Origin of the sequence: Erythrobacter sp., assembly GCF_040217515.1 — a bacterium.
GTDB lineage: Bacteria > Pseudomonadota > Alphaproteobacteria > Sphingomonadales > Sphingomonadaceae > Erythrobacter.
Genome location: NZ_JAVJPT010000009.1, coordinates 19,588 through 36,019, shown reverse-complemented (window position 1 = coordinate 36,019; position 16,432 = coordinate 19,588). Strand labels below are relative to the sequence as shown.

The 16,432-nt window shown below is 64.7% G+C and carries 16 protein-coding genes; 7 read left to right on the top strand and 9 right to left on the bottom strand.

The window, feature by feature from the left end; all coding sequences use genetic code 11:
* Positions 1-9: 9 nt before the first annotated feature.
* Genes bchB through bchF form a run of 3 tightly spaced genes read right to left on the bottom strand, consistent with a single transcriptional unit; the run spans position 10 to position 3,487 of the window.
* Entirely contained in the window at positions 10-1,617 is a 1,608-nt protein-coding gene (gene bchB / locus RIB52_RS11885; RefSeq protein ID WP_350175788.1) for a ferredoxin:protochlorophyllide reductase (ATP-dependent) subunit B, read from the bottom strand.
* A 2-nt stretch (positions 1,618-1,619) separates the two neighbouring features.
* Positions 1,620-2,921, bottom strand: coding sequence for a ferredoxin:protochlorophyllide reductase (ATP-dependent) subunit N (locus tag RIB52_RS11880; RefSeq protein WP_350175786.1), 1,302 nt, complete (start codon positions 2,919-2,921; stop codon positions 1,620-1,622).
* Entirely contained in the window at positions 2,918-3,487 is a 570-nt protein-coding gene (gene bchF, locus RIB52_RS11875; RefSeq protein WP_350175784.1) for a 2-vinyl bacteriochlorophyllide hydratase, read from the bottom strand. The genes RIB52_RS11880 and bchF overlap by 4 nt, the downstream gene beginning before the upstream one ends.
* A 274-nt stretch (positions 3,488-3,761) precedes the next feature.
* Between bchF and RIB52_RS11870 the strand changes: the two genes are divergently transcribed.
* The 7 genes from RIB52_RS11870 (at position 3,762) to RIB52_RS11840 (ending at position 10,737) form a co-directional block, all read left to right on the top strand.
* Positions 3,762-4,676 (top strand): cobalamin B12-binding domain-containing protein, encoded by a 915-nt coding sequence (locus RIB52_RS11870; RefSeq protein WP_350175782.1) that lies wholly within the window; start codon positions 3,762-3,764, stop codon positions 4,674-4,676.
* Between the two features lie 12 nt (positions 4,677-4,688).
* Positions 4,689-6,113, top strand: a complete 1,425-nt coding sequence (gene ppsR, locus RIB52_RS11865; protein WP_350175780.1) for a transcriptional regulator PpsR — start codon at positions 4,689-4,691, stop codon at positions 6,111-6,113.
* 129 nt (positions 6,114-6,242) lie between these two features.
* Positions 6,243-7,145 carry a chlorophyll synthase ChlG gene (gene chlG / locus RIB52_RS11860; RefSeq protein ID WP_350175778.1) on the top strand — a complete coding sequence of 301 codons (903 nt, stop codon included), beginning with the start codon at positions 6,243-6,245 and terminating at the stop codon, positions 7,143-7,145.
* The gene (locus RIB52_RS11855) at positions 7,145-8,515 is read left to right on the top strand and encodes a BCD family MFS transporter (RefSeq protein WP_350175776.1); all 1,371 of its coding nucleotides are present in this window, start codon (positions 7,145-7,147) and stop codon (positions 8,513-8,515) included. The genes chlG and RIB52_RS11855 overlap by 1 nt, the downstream gene beginning before the upstream one ends.
* Positions 8,512-9,708, top strand: coding sequence for a geranylgeranyl diphosphate reductase (locus tag RIB52_RS11850; protein ID WP_350175774.1), 1,197 nt, complete (start codon positions 8,512-8,514; stop codon positions 9,706-9,708). The genes RIB52_RS11855 and RIB52_RS11850 overlap by 4 nt, the downstream gene beginning before the upstream one ends.
* Positions 9,709-9,718: 10 nt before the next feature.
* Positions 9,719-10,201 carry a TspO/MBR family protein gene (locus RIB52_RS11845; protein ID WP_350175772.1) on the top strand — a complete coding sequence of 161 codons (483 nt, stop codon included), beginning with the start codon at positions 9,719-9,721 and terminating at the stop codon, positions 10,199-10,201.
* 281 nt (positions 10,202-10,482) lie between these two features.
* Entirely contained in the window at positions 10,483-10,737 is a 255-nt protein-coding gene (locus tag RIB52_RS11840) for a hypothetical protein (protein ID WP_350175770.1), read from the top strand.
* A 204-nt stretch (positions 10,738-10,941) separates the two neighbouring features.
* Here RIB52_RS11840 and pufM read toward each other — a convergent pair whose 3' ends face one another.
* From pufM to bchY, 6 genes are all read right to left on the bottom strand, one after another.
* Entirely contained in the window at positions 10,942-11,865 is a 924-nt protein-coding gene (pufM, locus tag RIB52_RS11835; RefSeq protein WP_350175768.1) for a photosynthetic reaction center subunit M, read from the bottom strand.
* Positions 11,866-11,879: 14 nt separating this feature from the next.
* Positions 11,880-12,704 carry a photosynthetic reaction center subunit L gene (gene pufL / locus RIB52_RS11830; RefSeq protein WP_350175766.1) on the bottom strand — a complete coding sequence of 275 codons (825 nt, stop codon included), beginning with the start codon at positions 12,702-12,704 and terminating at the stop codon, positions 11,880-11,882.
* Between the two features lie 97 nt (positions 12,705-12,801).
* On the bottom strand, positions 12,802-12,996 hold the full coding sequence (gene pufA / locus RIB52_RS11825) for a light-harvesting antenna LH1, alpha subunit (RefSeq protein WP_034904388.1): 195 nt from the start codon (positions 12,994-12,996) through the stop codon (positions 12,802-12,804).
* Positions 12,997-13,065: 69 nt separating this feature from the next.
* Positions 13,066-13,242, bottom strand: coding sequence for a light-harvesting antenna LH1, beta subunit (pufB, locus tag RIB52_RS11820; protein WP_291135175.1), 177 nt, complete (start codon positions 13,240-13,242; stop codon positions 13,066-13,068).
* A gap of 151 nt (positions 13,243-13,393) precedes the next feature.
* Positions 13,394-14,839, bottom strand: a complete 1,446-nt coding sequence (gene bchZ, locus RIB52_RS11815) for a chlorophyllide a reductase subunit Z (RefSeq protein WP_350175763.1) — start codon at positions 14,837-14,839, stop codon at positions 13,394-13,396.
* Positions 14,836-16,431 (bottom strand): chlorophyllide a reductase subunit Y, encoded by a 1,596-nt coding sequence (gene bchY, locus RIB52_RS11810; protein WP_350175761.1) that lies wholly within the window; start codon positions 16,429-16,431, stop codon positions 14,836-14,838. The genes bchZ and bchY overlap by 4 nt, the downstream gene beginning before the upstream one ends.
* Between the last annotated feature and the right edge of the window lies 1 nt (position 16,432).

The window sequence follows — 16,432 nt, the reverse complement described above, 5'->3', positions numbered from 1 at the left end:
GTTGGAGCCTTACCGTGCATAATGCGCCTTCGCTTCGTAGAGGGTTTCAACGTCAATCGGCCAGCGATCGTGATCCCTTGCGAACGCTTCGGTGTTTCGGCGGGCCTTCCCGCGCACGAAAAACGGTATCTTCTTGAGCTCGCGCTCCGCCTCGTCGGTCCAGCCTTCCACGCGAGCTTCGCTGACCTGCGGCTCAGCCAGCGCGACGTCGCCGTCGGTTCTTGTCGGAACCCGGGCTTCGGCCGACGCCGGTTCGTCATGGACCGGGATGCGCGCAGGCGACGGGCTGTGCGCGGCGTGGTGGCTCGGCCCGGCTTCGTCGGAGAATTCGAAATCCTCGCGGAACATGGTGAGCAGGTGTTCTTCCAGCCCCATGACGAGAGGGTGCACCCAGGTATCGAAAATCACGTTCGCGCCTTCGAAGCCCATTTGCGGGCTGTGCCTTGCCGGGAAATCCTGGACATGGACCGGGGCCGAGATCACCGCACACGGCATTCCCAGCCGTTTCGCGATGTGGCGCTCCATCTGCGTGCCGAGCACAAGTTCGGGCGCCGCCTCGGCGATCGCGTCCTCGACTTCGAGATGATCGTCGGTGATCAGCGGTTCAATGCCGTGGTCGCGCGCGGCGGCGCGAATGTCGCGGGCGAATTCGCGATTGTAGCAGCCAAGGCCGCAGACTTCGAAGCCAAGCTCGTCGCGCGCGATCCGCGCGGCGGCAACGGCGTGGGTTGCGTCTCCGAAGATGAAGACGCGCTTGCCGGTGAGATAGGTCGAATCGACCGATTTGCTCCACCACGGCATGCGGGATTGGGTGTCGCCGAGGGCAGGCGTGGGATCTGCACCTGCCAACTCGGCGACTTCGGCGATGAAGGCGCGCGTGGCGCCTACGCCGATAGGGACGCTGCGAACTGCGGGCTGGCCGAAAGTGCGTTCGAGCCAGCGGGCCGCTTCGTCAGCGATCTCGGGATAGAGGACGATGTTGAAATCCGCCTCGCCGATGCGGGTTATGTCGGCGGGGGTGGCGCCCAGCGGGGCGACGAGGTTCACCTCGACGCCGAGCTGATCGAGAATCTTGTGGATTTCGACGAGATCGTCGCGGTGACGGAAACCGAGCGCGCAGGGCCCAAGGATGTTGGCCTTGGCGGGCCGCCCTTCGCGCGGGCTGCGTTCAAGGTCGCGCCGGGCAAGGCCCCGCACGATCTGGTAGAACGTCTCGGCCGCGCCCCAGTTTTCCTTGCGCTGATAGCTCGGCAGTTCGAGCGCGATTGCCGGGCAGGGCAGGTCCATCGCCTCGGCAAGGCCGGCCGGATCGTCCTGGATCAGTTCGGCGGTGCAGGACGCGCCGACGATCATCGCCTGCGGCTTGAACCGGGCGGCGGCATCGCGCGCGGCCTCCTGGAACAGTTCGGCGGTATCCTTGCCGAGGTCGCGCGCCTCGAAGGTGGTGTAGGTCACCGGCGGGCGGTGGTTGCGCCGCTCGATCATGGTGAACAGCAGGTCGGCATAGGTGTCGCCCTGCGGTGCGTGCAGGACGTAATGCAGCCCCTTCATCGCAGTCGCAATGCGCATCGCGCCGACATGGGGCGGGCCTTCATATGTCCAGACCGACAGCTGCATCCCTACACCTCCAGCCTGTCGCGGCGGCGCAGCGGCCGGGCGAAGAGCTCGGCGAGATCGCCAGCCTGGTCGAAACCGTGGATCGGCGAGAAGACGAGTTCGATCGCCCACTTGGTCGACAGTCCCTCGGCTTCGAGCGGATTGGCGAGGCCGAGGCCGCAGACCGTCAGGTCTGGCCGATCCTCGCGCACGCGGTCGAGCTGACGGTCGACGTGCTGGCCCTCGCTGATCCGGGCCGACTCGGGAATGCGAGCAAGATCGCGTGCGCAATGGGCGCGGTGGAGATAGGGCGTTCCGACCTCGACGGGGATCATGCCCAGCTCGGTCGTGAGGAACCGGGCGAGAGGCACTTCGAGCTGCGAATCGGGCAGGAAGCTGATCCGCCTGCCCTCGAGCTGCTCGCGCAGATGCGCCATCGCCTTGCGCGCCCGTTCCCGGCCCGGGGTCGTGACCTTTTCGAACAGGTCGTTATCCACAAGGAATTCGCGCGCGGCGGCCGCGAGCCAGTCGGTCGTGCCTTCCGCACCGAAGGGGAACATCGCGTCGAGTCGCACCGCGCCGCGATCCTCGAGCGCCATCGCCGTGTCCGACAGGAAAGGCTGGGCAAGCAGGTAGCGCGTGTTCGGACCGACTGGAGGCAGATCGCGCGAGTCGCGCGCAGGCAGGGCGCGGACATTGTCGATGCCCATCTGGTCGAACAGGCGCAGGAACTGGTCCTCGACGATGTCGGGAAGCGAGCCGACGAGGAGCAGCTGCTTCTCCGCATCCGGCTTCGCGCGCGGCATTTCAGGGACGAGCGCGGCCAGGCAGGCATCCTCGCCTTGCGTGAAGGTCGTCTCGATCCCGCTGCCCGAGTAGTTGAGGATCCGCACGCGCGGCATGTACTGCTTGCCCAGGCGCTCGGCTGCCTTGGCGAGGTCGAGCTTGATGACCTCCGACGGGCAGGATCCGACAAGGAACAGCGTCTTGATATCGGGGCGGCGCGCAAGCAGGCGATCGACCACCCGGTCGAGCTCGTCCTGCGCATCGACCATGCCGGCGAGGTCGCGTTCTTCCATGATCGCCGTGGCGAACCGCGGCTCGGCGAAGATCATCACGCCCGCGGCGGACTGCAGCAGGTGGGCGCAGGTACGCGAACCGACGACGAGGAAGAAGGCATCCTGCATCTTGCGGTGGAGCCAGACGATTCCGGTCAGCCCGCAGAACACCTCGCGCTGGCCGCGTTCGCGCAGGACCGGGCGGACCGAGTCCTCGCTGGTTGCAGGGGCCGAGTCGCAGCCGGAAAGGATGGTGGTCTCGCTCATGCGGCCACCGCCTTTGCGACGGCTGCTTCGGCCGCCTCTTCCGCTTCCGCCTGGAGCCGGGCGGCGCGCAGCTTGAGCAGGAACTGAACCGCGTTCACGACATAGGTCGCATAGGCGGCAAGCGCCACGAGCATGCGCTGGTCGAGCGTGCCGTAGTCGCCGAGAAGCATCACGAGATAGGCCGTGTGCAAGGCGATGACGAGCATCGAAAAGACATCTTCCCAGAAGAAGGCGTCGGCGAAGAGATACTTCCCGAACACGACCTTCTCCCAGATCGCACCGGTCACCATGATGGTGTAGAGGACGAATGTCTTGATCACGATGGAGACATCCGCCGCGAAAGCGCCTTCGCCCGTCATGAGAGTGCGGATCACAAGGCCGAGGCTCACCAGGAATACGAGGAATTGCAGTGGGGCCAGCACGCCCTGGACGATCGTCCAGGGCGACTCGTCACGGCGCTGGCGCTCTTCCGGGGTGTAGAGCCCGCGCTTGTTTCCCTCACGCTCTTGAGCCTGCGCCGCGAGGGGCGTGGGTCTGGCAGGGGAGGGTTGTTGCTTCCGAGTCATCCTATCCAACAGCCTTTGCTTTCGAGATTGGAGACTATGCCCATTGCCCAAGGGGTGTCAACCAAATTGGACGTTCATTTTTGTTGACATTGGACAGGTCCTGTCAGAGCCTGTTTGCGGAAATGCCGAAAACGGCGTAGGTCTCGGAGTCGCCGATGCAGGGGGTCGGGAGAGGATCACCGCAACATATCGGCGGCGACGCGATCCGCGCCGTTCCCGGCAGGGGAAGGATCCGCAAATCGGATCCTCACCGGGAGTTTGGGAGGGTCAGAAGATGGCAACAATGAAAAGCGCCGGCGTTTTTGGTGCCAGCTCGGCGGCCTTGAGAAAGGTGATCACCAATCCCCTTTACCGCGATCGGCGCAAGGGCAAGGGTGAAGGACCTGGGGGCGACTCGCGATCGGGCGACGCCATCAACACGATCATCGAGGGCGAGATCATACCGCGCCTCATGATGGCGCATTCTTCGGGCCGCGACGCGGTCGCGCAAGACGAGCGCCCGCGTGAGATCGAGCCCGCCGATGCCGCCCGATTTGCCGTCCTCCCGCTTGAACTGGAAGCTGATGGCCTGCTCGAAGAGATCGAGCGTTTTCTCGAGAAGGGCATTAGCGTCGACGCGATCTATCTCGACCTGCTCGCCCCCTCCGCCCGCGCTCTCGGCGAGATGTGGGACCGCGACGAATGCGACTTCATCGATGTGACGATGGGGCTGTGGCGCCTGCAGGAGGTGATGCGGGAAGTCGCGATGCGCACGCCCGCCGAGCCCCCCGTCGTCGCGCTCGAACGCAAGGTCGCGCTGTTCTCGGCCATGCCGGGCGACGTACATTCCTTCGGGACGCTCATGATCGAGGAAGTCTTCGGCCGCGCCGGTTGGGAGAGCGAGGCGCTGGTCAAGCCCGAGCGGCGCGAATTGCTCGATCGCCTGTCGCGGCGCCATTACGACCTTGTCGGGCTCACGATCGCCCGCGACTGTCCCAGTTCGGCGCTCGCCAATCTGATCAAGGCGATGCGCGGTGTGTCGGCCAATCCGGAGATCGCGGTTTTGGTCGGCGGCCGGGTCATCAACGAAAACCCCGCCATGGTCGGCGAAGTCGGTGCCGACGGTACCGGGATCGATGCCCGAGCGGCCCTTGCAACTGCGGAGAGGCTTGTTCATTCGGCACACGCCGACGCGCAAGAGATCTCCTAGGCTTGGTAGTTCATGCTCACCCGCAAGCATTCCATCGAGGGTAAAAACCCCTTCGGCCACGCTGCCGAACTGTTCGACACCCTCGATGCCGATGCAGCGATGAAGCTCGCCATGGTTGCGGGCGATGTCACTCTCGTTCTCGACGATACCGGCACCATCCTCGACGCGGCTTTCGATCCCAAGGATTTCCCGAATCTCGAAGGCTGGGTCGGGACCAACTGGATCGAGACGGTCACGGACGAATCCCGCCCCAAGATCATGGAGATGCTCGCCGCCGCCCGCCGCGGCGAAGTCCAGCACTGGCGCCAGGTCAATCACCCGACCCGCGATGGCGAGGTGCCGATTCGCTATGCCGTGCTCAGCGTCAATCAGGGCGAGCACCGCATCGCTTTCGGGCGCGACCTGCGCGAAGCGGGCAAGCTGCAGGCGCGGCTGCTCCAGGTCCAGCAATCGCTGGAGCGCGATTATCTGCGCATGCGCCAGCTCGAGACCCGCTATCGCATGCTGTTCGAGCGCTCGCAGGAGGCGGTGCTGATCGTGGAGGCGTCGAGCCTGCGGATCAGGGAAGCCAACCCTGCCGCCCATTCCCTGCTCGGCGCGCGCGCCGGCAGCCTGCCCGGCAAGAAGCTACCCGGCGTTGTCGACAAGTCCGCCCGCGACACGCTGCAGACTTTGGTCGGGGCGGCGCTCGCCTCCGATGCGGCAAGCCCTGCTCCTATCAAGCTCACCCGCAATTCGCGCGAAGTGAACGCCTCGATGGCGGGCTTCACGCAAGATCGCGGCCAGTTCCTGCTGGTCCGCCTCGTTCCGGTGGAAGAGCAGGCGGGGGTCGACCAATCTCCAGTGCTCGATCTGGTCGACGAGATGCCCGATGCCTTTGTCGTCGCCGATGCGGGCCTGGAAGTGGTGAGTGCGAACAACGCCTTCGTCGAGATGGTTGAGGCCGCGAGCCTCGACCAGCTGCGCGGGCGCCACCTTTCGGAATGGGTCGGGCGCCCGGGCATCGATCTCGACCTTATCGAAGGCCAGATCGATCAGCACGGCGCGGCCCGAAATGTCGGCACCGTCCTGCGCACCGGGGGCGAAGTGGAGGGCGAACCGGTCGAATTGTCCGCAGTCCGCTCGGGAGGCGACAATCCGCTTTACGCCTTCGTCATTCGACCGATCGGGCGGCGGCTGCGCGACCTGCCGCCGGGCGCGCAGGACCTCCCGCGTTCGGTCGAACAGCTGACCGATCTGGTCGGGCGCATGTCATTGAAGGACATCGTGCGCGAGAGCACCGACCTGATCGAACGCCTGTGCATCGAGGCGGCGCTGTCTTACACTTCCGACAATCGCGCCTCTGCGGCCGAGATCCTCGGCCTGTCTCGCCAGAGTCTCTATTCCAAACTGCATCGCTACGGCCTCGGTAACCTGCCAAGCGAACCCGAGTCGTAAGCGGTTTTGACACTTCGCGCCTGACTGTGCTGACAGGAATTCTCGGGAAAGTGCGGGAATCTGCTTCTTTGTCCAAATAGGGTGTCAAAAATATTTGACGCCTACCACTGTCAGGCATAGCCTGCCCCCATGGAAACGACCGCAACCTCGACTCGCCCTGCGCCTGTGCCCGCGCCGCGCGACGTCCTGCAATTGCTCAAGCCGATCACGTGGTTCCCGCCGATGTGGGCCTTCATGTGCGGCGCTGTCTCCTCGGGGGCGGGGCTGGAGGGCCGCTGGTGGTTCGTGGCCGGCGGGGTCCTGCTGGCAGGGCCGCTCGTCTGCGGGACAAGCCAGGCGGTCAATGACTGGTTCGATCGCCACGTGGATGCGATCAACGAGCCCGACAGGCCGATTCCTTCGGGGCGGATCGCGGGGCGCTGGGGGCTCTACATCGCCCTTATCGGGTCGCTGCTTTCCGCATTGGTTGCGCTTGCACTTGGCGAACTGGTTTTCGTGGCTGCGCTGGTCGGCCTCGCGCTCGCCTGGGGCTATTCGATGCCGCCTTTCCGCTTCAAGACGAGCGGGTGGACCGGGCCGCTCGTGGTCGGGCTGACCTATGAGGGCCTGAGCTGGTTCACCGGTGCGACCGTAATGCTGGGCGCGATGCCGTCCAGCGAGGTGCTCATCGTACTCGTGCTCTACAGCCTCGGCGCGCACGGGATCATGACACTGAACGATTTCAAGGCGGTTGAAGGCGACCGGGCGACTGGGCTGAATTCGCTGCCTGTCGTGATGGGAGTCGAGGGCGCGGCGATCGTCGCCTGCGCCGTGATGGCTGCTGCGCAGGTCGTGGTGATCGCGCTGCTGATGGGCTGGGGCTATACGATTTCGGCGAGCGTTGTCGGCCTCTCGCTCATCGCGCAATTTCTCGCCATGCCCAGGCTCGTCAGCGACCCGGCGAAATACGCGCCATGGTATAATGGCGTGGGTGTCACTCTCTACGTGCTCGGCATGCTTGCAGCGGCCCTCGGCCTCGGTGGATACGTCTGATGCATGCGCCCGTGTCTCCGCGTGAGAGAGCGACCGTCGCCGCAGAAGAGCGGGGGTTCGGCTGGTTTGGAATTGCGCGGATCGGGCTGGTCCAGGCGGCGATCGGGGCGTTGGTGATGCTGGTCACGACGGTTCTCAACCGCGTCATGGTGGTCGAGATCGGTCTGGTGGCGGCGATTCCCGCCGGCCTCGTTGCGTGGCACTACGCCGTCCAGCTTGCCCGCCCGCTGTGGGGGCACGGTTCCGACCGGGGCGGCGGTCGGACCGTCTGGATCATCGGCGGGGTTGCGGTTCTGGGCGCGGGCGCGCTCCTGGCGACGCAGGCAACCATCCTCATGGGTTCTTCCTTCGTGCCCGGTTTTGTTTTGGCCGTCCTGTCCTATTCCCTGATCGGTGCGGGAGTGGGTGCCGGGGGGACCTCAGCGCTCGCCATGCTCGCTTCGGGTGTTTCCCCCCGCCGCCGCGCGGCTGCGGCGGCCGTGACCTGGATCATGATGGTGGCCGGCATTGTCGCTGCCGCTTTTTCGGTCGGTGCGCTGCTCAAGCCGTTTTCCTACGAGCGGCTCGTCTTGGTCTCCGGCGGGCTTGCGCTTGCCATGCTCGCGCTAACGGTGTTTGCGACTTTCCGGCTCGAGCGGCAGGCGGGGCGCTATGGGCACGCCGCAGAGGGCGGGGAGGCTCCCGGCTTCAAGGCCGCCATTGCCGAGATATGGCAAGAGCAGGCGGCGCGGCGCTTTTCGGTTTTCATATTCGTTTCGATGATCGCTTTCAGTATGCAGGACCTCATCCTCGAGCCCTTTGCAGGCCTCGTCTTCGGCATGGAACCGGGCGAATCGACCCAGTTGGGCGGCCAGCACCAGGGCGGCATCCTGATCGGCATGATCGTAGCCGGAATCGGCGGCAGTGCCTTTGCCGGGCGGCTTCCCGGAGAATTGCGGCTGTGGGTCGTGGCCGGCTGTCTCGGCTCCGCGCTGGCTCTCGCGGCGCTCGGCGCTGCGGCCATGCACGGGCCGGGCTGGCCGATCGGGATCAACGTTTTCGTTCTCGGCTTCTCGAACGGCGTCTTTGCCGTATCGGCGATCGGCGCGATGATGGGTCTCGCCGGGGCCGGACGGACCACCCGTGAAGGGGTGCGGATGGGAGTTTGGGGCGCGAGCCAGGCGATCGCCTTCGGTCTCGGCGGTCTTCTCGGAGCGCTGGGCGTCGATATCGCCCGGCAGATCATGGCGCACGATGGCAGCGCCTTCCGGTTCATTTTTGCCATCGAGGCGATCCTGTTCGTGATCGCGGCAGGCCTTGCCCTGCGCACGACAGGCACCAGCGCGGTTCCGCAAACGGGATCCGCGCGCGATTCGGAGGTGTTCGCATGACAGAGAAGATTTATGATGCCGTCGTTGTAGGTGGCGGCCCGTCCGGTGCCACTGCCGCGACCGACCTTGCCCTGGCCGGGCATTCGGTGCTGCTGCTCGAGCGCGGAGGGCGGATCAAGCCCTGCGGCGGCGCGGTACCGCCCCGCTTGATGGAAGACTTCGACATTCCGCAGAGCCTGCTCGTGGCGCGCGCGCGCTCGGCGCGCATGATTGCGCCTTCGGGCCGGGCGGTCGACATGCCGGTCGGCGAAATCGGCTATGTCGGCATGGTCGACCGCGAGGAATTCGACGAATGGCTGCGCGAAAGGGCGCGCTATTCGGGTGCCGAAAGGCTGGAGGGCACGTTCGAGAAGATCGAGCGTGACGATGAAGCCCATCCAATCGTCACCTTTCGCCGTCAGCGGGGCGGCGAAATCGAACGGGTCCGTGCGCGCTGCGTGATCGGAGCGGACGGCGCGCGTTCCGCCGTTGCCAAGCAATGCCTGCCCGGGGCCGAGCGGGTTCCCTGTGTTTTCGCCTATCACGAAATCATCAAGTCCCCTCAAGAGGATTCGGACGCCTATGACCACTCGCGCTGCGACGTGTTCTACCAGGGCAAGCTCTCGCCCGATTTCTACGCCTGGGTCTTCCCGCATGGCGAAACCGCGAGCGTGGGTGTGGGCAGCGCCAACAAGGGTTTCAGCCTGCGCGGCGCGATTTCGACGATGCGTTCCGATCTTGGCCTTACTCGGTGTGAAACCGTCCGACGCGAGGGCGCGCCCATTCCGCTCAAGCCCCTTAAGCGCTGGGACAACGGCGCCGACGTGATCGTTGCGGGCGATGCGGCGGGTGTCGTCGCCCCGGCCTCGGGCGAGGGCATCTACTATGCCATGACCGGCGGCCGCGTGGTCGCCGAGGCAGCCTCGCAATTCCTCAAAACCGGCGAGGCGAAGGCCCTCCGGAAAGCGCGCAGCCGTTTCATGAAAGAGCACGGCAAGGTCTTCTGGGTGCTGGGGATCATGCAGTATTTCTGGTATTCGAGCGACAAGCGCCGCGAACGCTTCGTCACGATGTGCGACGACAAGGATGTGCAGCAGCTCACCTGGCAGGCTTACATGAACAAGAAGCTCGTCCGGGCCAAGCCAATGGCGCACGTCAAGATTTTCCTCAAGGACACCGCGCATCTGCTGGGCTTGCGGGAGGCGACACGTTAAAACCCTTCCCATGAGAGCCACCTGGATCCTTCCGGTCGTCGTTGCCACGCTCGCCGCGCTGTGCGTGGCGGCGCTGGGAGCGACGATCACGGATCTGGGGCCTTGGTACCAAGGGCTCGAAAAGCCCGACTGGACGCCGCCCGATCCGATGTTCCCGATGGCGTGGACGCTGATGTACGCGCTCGTCGTCGTGTCAGCGGTGACGGCGTGGCGTGCCGCGCCCGACAGTGCGGTTTCCGAACGGATCGTCAGCTTGTTCGCGCTGAACGGCTTTCTTAACATCACCTGGAGCCTGCTTTTCTTCCGGCTCCAGCGGCCCGATTGGGCATTTTATGAACTGATCGCGCTGTGGCTCTCGATCATTGCCCTGATCATCTATTGCGGCCGCTATTCTCGCGGCGCCAGCCTGCTGCTGGTCCCCTATCTCGGCTGGGTCAGCATGGCGGGCGCGCTCAACTGGGCTGTGCTCGAGCTGAACCCGCCCTTCGGCTGAAAGTCCCCCATCACCTCTGCCGGGCAAGGCGGAGGTCTGGGCGCTTGCCGTTTTAGGGCTCCCTGGCCCGGCGACGAAGTCGGCGCTCGAAATAAGCCGGTTGATTCCTCGCTTCTTTCCCCACTGACGCTCGAGCGTGATCGGATGTACGGCCATGGCAAGTTGCCCGCACCGGTACCGGCACCGGTACCGGCACCGTTACTGGTACTGGTACTGGCGCTGGTCCCCCTCCCTGTGGCAGGCCAATGTCCTTGCTTTCGCCTACCCGGAGCCCTTTTCCCATGTCCTGGCTGTTCGAGACCGGCCACGCTGCCGACCTGATCCTCGCCGTGCTCCTTGCGGAGGCGCTCTGGCTGCGAGCAAGGGGGTGGGGCTGGCGCGAGCTAGTCGGATTGCTTGGGCCGGCGGCACTTATCGTCCTTGGCCTGCGAGGAGCGTTGACCGGCTCCGCCTGGCCGCTCATCGCCGTGCCGCTCGCCCTGTCGTTGCCGCTGCATCTGCTCGATCTGCGGCAGCGGGAGAAGGGCCGCGAGTGAACGTCGAAGCCGACCGGGTGGTCCGCGATTGATCGGCATGTCGTGGTGGTCCGGCTTGTAAGGCGTGATCCTGGCCTGCCTGCCAATGGTCCGTTCCGCAAAAAGAAACAGCCCGGCCGCACGATGGGTGCAGCCGGGCTTTTCGATGAGGCCGACGGACGGGGCTCTGACCGCTAGTGCGCGAAGCCCCGTCTCCGGGCAGCGTCACTTGGGAGCGTAATAGTGCTCCTGCGCCCAGACATACCAGTTATCGACCACGGTTCCGCTGAGCAGAATGCCGATCCCGCCGGTCAGCGTGGTCAGGACCGCGAACCACCAGGCCCAGCGATGGATCGATTCCATCGAGGCGTTGAAGCCCATGGTCCACCTCCAGAACAGCGCTGCGCGTTCCGAAGCCGTCCCGCGATCGGTGATCTGTTCGATCTCGCGTTCGCCGCCATACCGGCCCACGGCGAGGATCGTCGCCCCGTGCATCGCGAAGAGGAGCGCGGAGCCGTAGAGGAACACGATCGAGAGCGCGTGGAACGGGTTGTAGAACAGGTTCCCATGGATAAGCGAGAAGTTGTTGGTCCAGTCGAGGTGGCTGAAGATGCCGTAGGGCACAGCTTCCGACCACTGGCCGAGCAAGAGCGGGCGAATGAAGCCCAGCACCAGGAACAGCCAGATCGCGCTGGCGAAGGCCCAGGGAATGTGCATCCCCATGCCGAGCGCCTTGGCCCGCGAATAGGTCCGGGCCAACCACAGGAGTACCGATGCAGTCAGGAAGCCGCCGGCGAGGATGAACCATCCCCCCTCATTGAGAGGCACGAACAGGCTGAAACCGTATTCGGGACCCGGAGGATCGAGCGAGAGCCAGAAGAACTCGCGCACGAAGGCCTGCGGGCTCCAGTCGACCTGGGCCCAGAAATTGAACCCGATGATCAGGATCGCGAGCGTACCGAAGGCAAGCGAGGCAGTGCCGAGCCAGCCAAGATAGATCGGACCGAACTGGGCCTGGCCGATCTTGCCGAGCCAGTAATTGTTGCCCGTCGACGGGATCCGGACATCCTCCTCGGGGGCGAGGGGGATCCCCATTTCCGGGGGCCCGGTTACCTGTACCTGGGTAAAGATGTTTTGATAAGTCGCCATGGTTCAGGTGCTCCTCACGACCAGATTGGGATCTTCTTCCAGAAATCCCAGAATTCCGGCCAGCTGCCGACGTAAAGGGTTCCTGAAATGACGATGCAGATGGCGCTCCAGAAGCCCGCATTGAGAGCGAGGAAGAGCCCCACACGGTGGATGCCCAGCGTGCCGACCGAATAACCGATGAAATCACGGAAATAGGTGTCTTCGTATTCGGGCGTCTTCACGTTGGTCCCGTTCGACGGATTGACCGCCGAGAGCACCAGGCCACCATGCAGCGCGAGCGCCAGGCAGTTCGTGAAGAAGAAGGTGATCGCCAGCATGTGAACCGGGTTATAGTGGAAGTTCACATACATGTACCCGGTGTTGGAAACCCAATCGAGGTGACTCCAGATGCCGTAGGGGAATGCGTGCCCCCAGGCACCCATCCAGACCGGCCGGATCACGTTAAGGGTCACATAGGCGAAGACGGCGATGCTGAAGGCGACGGGCACGTGGTACCCCATCCCCAGCTTGCGCGAGATCTCCGCCTGGCGGAACACCCATGAATAGAAGGCGACGACTGCGCAGGCCGTTATGATCTGCCAGTATCCGCCCTCGCTCAGAGGGGCGAGGGCAAGCCCGGCTTCGATCGGCGGCGGTTGGATGTCGATCAGCCAGGGATTGAGGGTCGGCCCCTCGATGGCAGCGGCGAAGATGAGCGCGGTGCCAAGCAGAGCGCTGATGGCCGTCGTCACCCCAAAGAAGCCGACATAAAACGGCCCGACCCAGAAGTCGAAGAGGTCGCCGCCGATCAAGGTGCCGCCACGCGTGCGGTATTTCCGCTCGAAACTAAGGAGCGCCATAGGTCCATCCTTCCCGCCTGACGGCGGGTATTGAAGGTTGCGTCAGAAGTGTCAGGAGGCAGGCAGGCGAACCTGCCCCCTCACATTTCGGCTTGCGTCAGCTCGCAGTCGGGGCTTCCGACAGCTCGATGGCAGCCTGGGCCGGCGCCGTGGTGCCGGGGGCGTTTTCAAGCCAGTTGTAGCGATCCGTGCTGAGCAGGATGAAGTGAATGGTGAAAGCGAGCACGGCGAGAACGACGTGCAGGCCCACCAGTGCTCGACGGATGTCGAAGTAGAACCAGATTCTCCACATGGGATAATTCCTTTCAGTAAGACCTTGTGATTACGTGTCTGTCCGGCACGGAGCCGGTCAGGCCTGCAATCAGAGGCCGAAGCCGCCGCCGAACCAGGGCTTGTAGGCCCACATCAGCGCATGCGCGACGAGCGCAATCACGACATAGAGGGTGAAGGTCGACATGAAGCCCTTGTGGATTTCCTGGGCTTCTTCGGGCGTGAGATAGGTTCCCACCCGCTCACCGCCGGGGTTCGGATCAGTCATAGGTATGTCTCCGTACAGTTGGGTTTGAGTGGGAGCCCGAAGGCTCCCGTCGGCATCCCCGCGTGATCCCCCACGTGGATTGGATCGCCCGTTGACCGGGCATTTCGTTGCGCCGAGGCTGCGGCGCTCGGGGCAGGGGCGCGCAAGCGCGTCACGCGCCTTGGCCCTGCAGCAGCGCCTCGGCGAGGCAATCTTCGGTCACCACTTCTTCGCCGCGGCTTCGGGCGGTGCGCTCGGCCGCGTCGCGCAGGCGCTTGGCGGCGGATATGCGGATAAGGACCGGCTGTTCGTCGACCAGTTTATCGAGCCGCGCCTTGGCGTCTTTGTCCCACGTCAATTCGGGCTCGTCTTTCGCCGGAGTCGCATCGACCTGGTCCATGTCCGTGCCGAGCGGCAGGATATGGAAGAGCGCGTCGAACAGCGCGTTGCACACTTCCTGGACGAGATAGGTCGCTCCGGAATAGCCCATGAAAGGCGTGCCGGTGTGGCGGCGGATCGCAGCGCCCGGGAAGCTCGCGGGGATGAATTCCCCGCGAGCCCCGCATTCGGCCATGTACATGCGCTCGTTATAGCTGCCGAACATCACCAGCGGCGCGTTGGCCCTGATCTGTTCGCGGACGTCCTCGTTCTTGGGCTTGACCCCGGCGCAGCGCGAAACCGCAATTGTGCAGGGCAGGCCCATGTCCTCTTCGAGGAAATGGCGGATGCCACGGGCATAGGTCTCGTTCGCGACGATGCCGAAGCTCGCCGTGGCGAAGAAATCCTGCGTGACCGAGCGCCACAGGTCCCACAGCGGCTTGATCGTCGTGTGCTTCTCGCGCTCGATGAACGGTTCGGGATCGAGCCCGAGCTCCGCGCCGAGCGAACGCAGGAATTTCGTCGTCGAGGACAGCCCGATCGGCGCCTGGAAATAGGGCACGTCGAGCGTCTCGCACAGGTTCCGGCCGAACTCGCGGTACATGCACACATTGGCATCGGCGGTGCCGAGCTTGCGGATGTCGGCGAGGTGGCTGCCAAGCGGGAAAACCATCCCGACTTCGGCCCCGATCCCTTCGACCAGGCGCCGTATCTCGGCGAGGTCGGATGGCATGTTGAACATGCCGTAGGCCGGGCCGAGAATGTTGACGACCGGCTTTTCGCCTTCCTTGCGCTCCTTGCGCTTGGGCATCTTCTTGGGACCGAATTCGGTCCATAGCCACGTCATCGCACGGTCGGCCGACTGCCACTGGTCCTCGTCGATGGTGCGCGGCAGGAAGCGCTTGATGTTGGTGCCTTCGGGGGTCACGCCGCCGCCGATCATTTCGGCAATGGAGCCGGTGACGACGACTGCGGGCAGTTCCGGATCGAGCGTTTCCCAGGCCCGCTTCATTGCGCCTTCCGTTCCGGTCTTGCCGAGCTCTTCCTCGGCGAGCCCGGTGACAACGATGGGCAATTCATGCGGGGGCAGGGCATCGGTGTAGTGTAGCACCGAGGTCACCGGCAGGTTCTCGCAGCCAACGGGGCCGTCGATGATGACCTGCAGGCCCTTCACTGCGGTGAAGACGTAGGTTGCACCCCAATATCCGCCGGCGCGATCGTGATCGAGTACGAGTGTCATGTGCCAACCGCCTCCGATGCCTTGCGTGCCGCTTCGTTGAGAGCGGCGTATTTCTTGCGGAACTTGGGCCGGTCGACCGGAGTGTCCTCCCACACGCCCGCGGCGTGTTCGCTGCCGACACCCTCAAAGAAGTCGCGCATCGTGTCGAAGCGGTCTTTGTTGCCCATCGCACTGTTGATCACGGTGGCGAGGCTTCCCGCGCCCGCCGGCCCCATCAGCGGCCGCGCCGAGATGAGATTGGTGAAATAGAGCGAAGGGATCGCCTTCGTCTTGGCGTGCTGGACAACCGGAGTGGTGCCGACCGCGAGATCGGGGCGGAATTCCTCGATCGCGGCGATGTCCTCTTCGAGGCTGGCGCGATAGTTCACGCGGCAACCACGCGCTTCGAGCCATTCGCGGTCGGGATCCGACCACTTGGTCTTCGGACAGGCGCTGCCGACATAGGGTACTTCCGCGCCGCTTTCGATCAGCAGGCGGGCGACGAGAAGTTCGGAACCCTCATAGCCCGAAACGGTGATCCGGCCCTTTATCTGCGATCCGGCCAGAGCGCCCTTGATTGCGCCGATCATGGTGTTCTTGACACCGTCGACTTTGTCCTTGGCGAGACCCATCGTCTCGCCGATCGCGTCGAGCCATGCGGCGGTTCCATCGGCGCCAACCGGGGCAGAGCCGATGATCGGCCGGCCCGCAGCTTCGAATTCGCGCACCGAAGCGGTGTAGAAGGGGTGGATCGCGGCGATGACCGAACCGTCGAGCGCGGAATAGAGCTCGCGCCATTCGCGGGTCGGGACGACCGGCCCGGCGGCAAGGCCCAGCGGTTCCAGCATCTGCCCGATCACCACCGGATCGGCCGGGAACATTTCGCCCAGCAGGGTGACGGTGGGCTTGTCCGTGCGCTCACGCGGGGCGGCGACGGGGCCCTGTTCGACTTCCTCGCGGGCATATTTGAGCATCGCGCCGGCGAGGATGTCCTTTGCTTCGGCATGGGTGGGCACGCCGAAGCCGGGCACGTCGATGCCGATGATGCGCACGCCGTTGATCTGCTTTTTCAAAAGACGCAGCGGCACGCCCGAGGCGGTGGGAACGCACAGGTTCGTCACCACGATAGCGTCGTACTGTTCAGGGTCGGCGAGATCCTCGACCGCTTCCTTGATGTCCTCGAACAGCTTTCCGGTAACGAGCGTTTCCGAGCTGAACGGAACGTAGCCGACGGTGCGGCGGGCCCCGTAGAAATGCGAAGTGAAGGTGAGGCCGTAGACGCAGCAGGCCGAGCCCGACAGGACCGTTGCCGTGCGGCGCATCCGCAGGCCCACGCGCAGGGACCCGAAAGCCGGGCACATGCTCTGCGGTTGGTCATGCGGACCCTTTTCGGGGTCAACCGGGTAATCCTTGGCATATTGCTCGAGGATATCGCTCTTGCCCGCGGCCTTGGCGGCTTCGAGCATCCGGTCCTTGCCGCCGTGGCAGCCGCTGCCCTCGACCGGGGCAGGCGCGTCCTTGGGAGCGGCATCGAGATCGATCCGGTCGGGCGCGCGGTCGGTGGTGATTTCCTCGCTACCGCGCTCTTCGGGAGAAGGGAAAAAGTCGTTCATG

Excerpts from the sequence above, each read along its gene's own strand:
- bchB (WP_350175788.1), bottom strand. The coding sequence starts at position 1,617 with ATGCAGCTGTCGGTCTGGACATATGAAGGCCCGCCCCATGTCGGCGCG.
- RIB52_RS11880 (WP_350175786.1), bottom strand. The coding sequence starts at position 2,921 with ATGAGCGAGACCACCATCCTTTCCGGCTGCGACTCGGCCCCTGCAACC.
- bchF (WP_350175784.1), bottom strand. The coding sequence starts at position 3,487 with ATGACTCGGAAGCAACAACCCTCCCCTGCCAGACCCACGCCCCTCGCG.
- RIB52_RS11870 (WP_350175782.1), top strand. The coding sequence starts at position 3,762 with ATGGCAACAATGAAAAGCGCCGGCGTTTTTGGTGCCAGCTCGGCGGCC.
- ppsR (WP_350175780.1), top strand. The coding sequence starts at position 4,689 with ATGCTCACCCGCAAGCATTCCATCGAGGGTAAAAACCCCTTCGGCCAC.
- chlG (WP_350175778.1), top strand. The coding sequence starts at position 6,243 with ATGGAAACGACCGCAACCTCGACTCGCCCTGCGCCTGTGCCCGCGCCG.
- RIB52_RS11855 (WP_350175776.1), top strand. The coding sequence starts at position 7,145 with ATGCATGCGCCCGTGTCTCCGCGTGAGAGAGCGACCGTCGCCGCAGAA.
- RIB52_RS11850 (WP_350175774.1), top strand. The coding sequence starts at position 8,512 with ATGACAGAGAAGATTTATGATGCCGTCGTTGTAGGTGGCGGCCCGTCC.
- RIB52_RS11845 (WP_350175772.1), top strand. The coding sequence starts at position 9,719 with ATGAGAGCCACCTGGATCCTTCCGGTCGTCGTTGCCACGCTCGCCGCG.
- RIB52_RS11840 (WP_350175770.1), top strand. The coding sequence starts at position 10,483 with ATGTCCTGGCTGTTCGAGACCGGCCACGCTGCCGACCTGATCCTCGCC.
- pufM (WP_350175768.1), bottom strand. The coding sequence starts at position 11,865 with ATGGCGACTTATCAAAACATCTTTACCCAGGTACAGGTAACCGGGCCC.
- pufL (WP_350175766.1), bottom strand. The coding sequence starts at position 12,704 with ATGGCGCTCCTTAGTTTCGAGCGGAAATACCGCACGCGTGGCGGCACC.
- pufA (WP_034904388.1), bottom strand. The coding sequence starts at position 12,996 with ATGTGGAGAATCTGGTTCTACTTCGACATCCGTCGAGCACTGGTGGGC.
- pufB (WP_291135175.1), bottom strand. The coding sequence starts at position 13,242 with ATGACTGATCCGAACCCCGGCGGTGAGCGGGTGGGAACCTATCTCACG.
- bchZ (WP_350175763.1), bottom strand. The coding sequence starts at position 14,839 with ATGACACTCGTACTCGATCACGATCGCGCCGGCGGATATTGGGGTGCA.
- bchY (WP_350175761.1), bottom strand. The coding sequence starts at position 16,431 with ATGAACGACTTTTTCCCTTCTCCCGAAGAGCGCGGTAGCGAGGAAATC.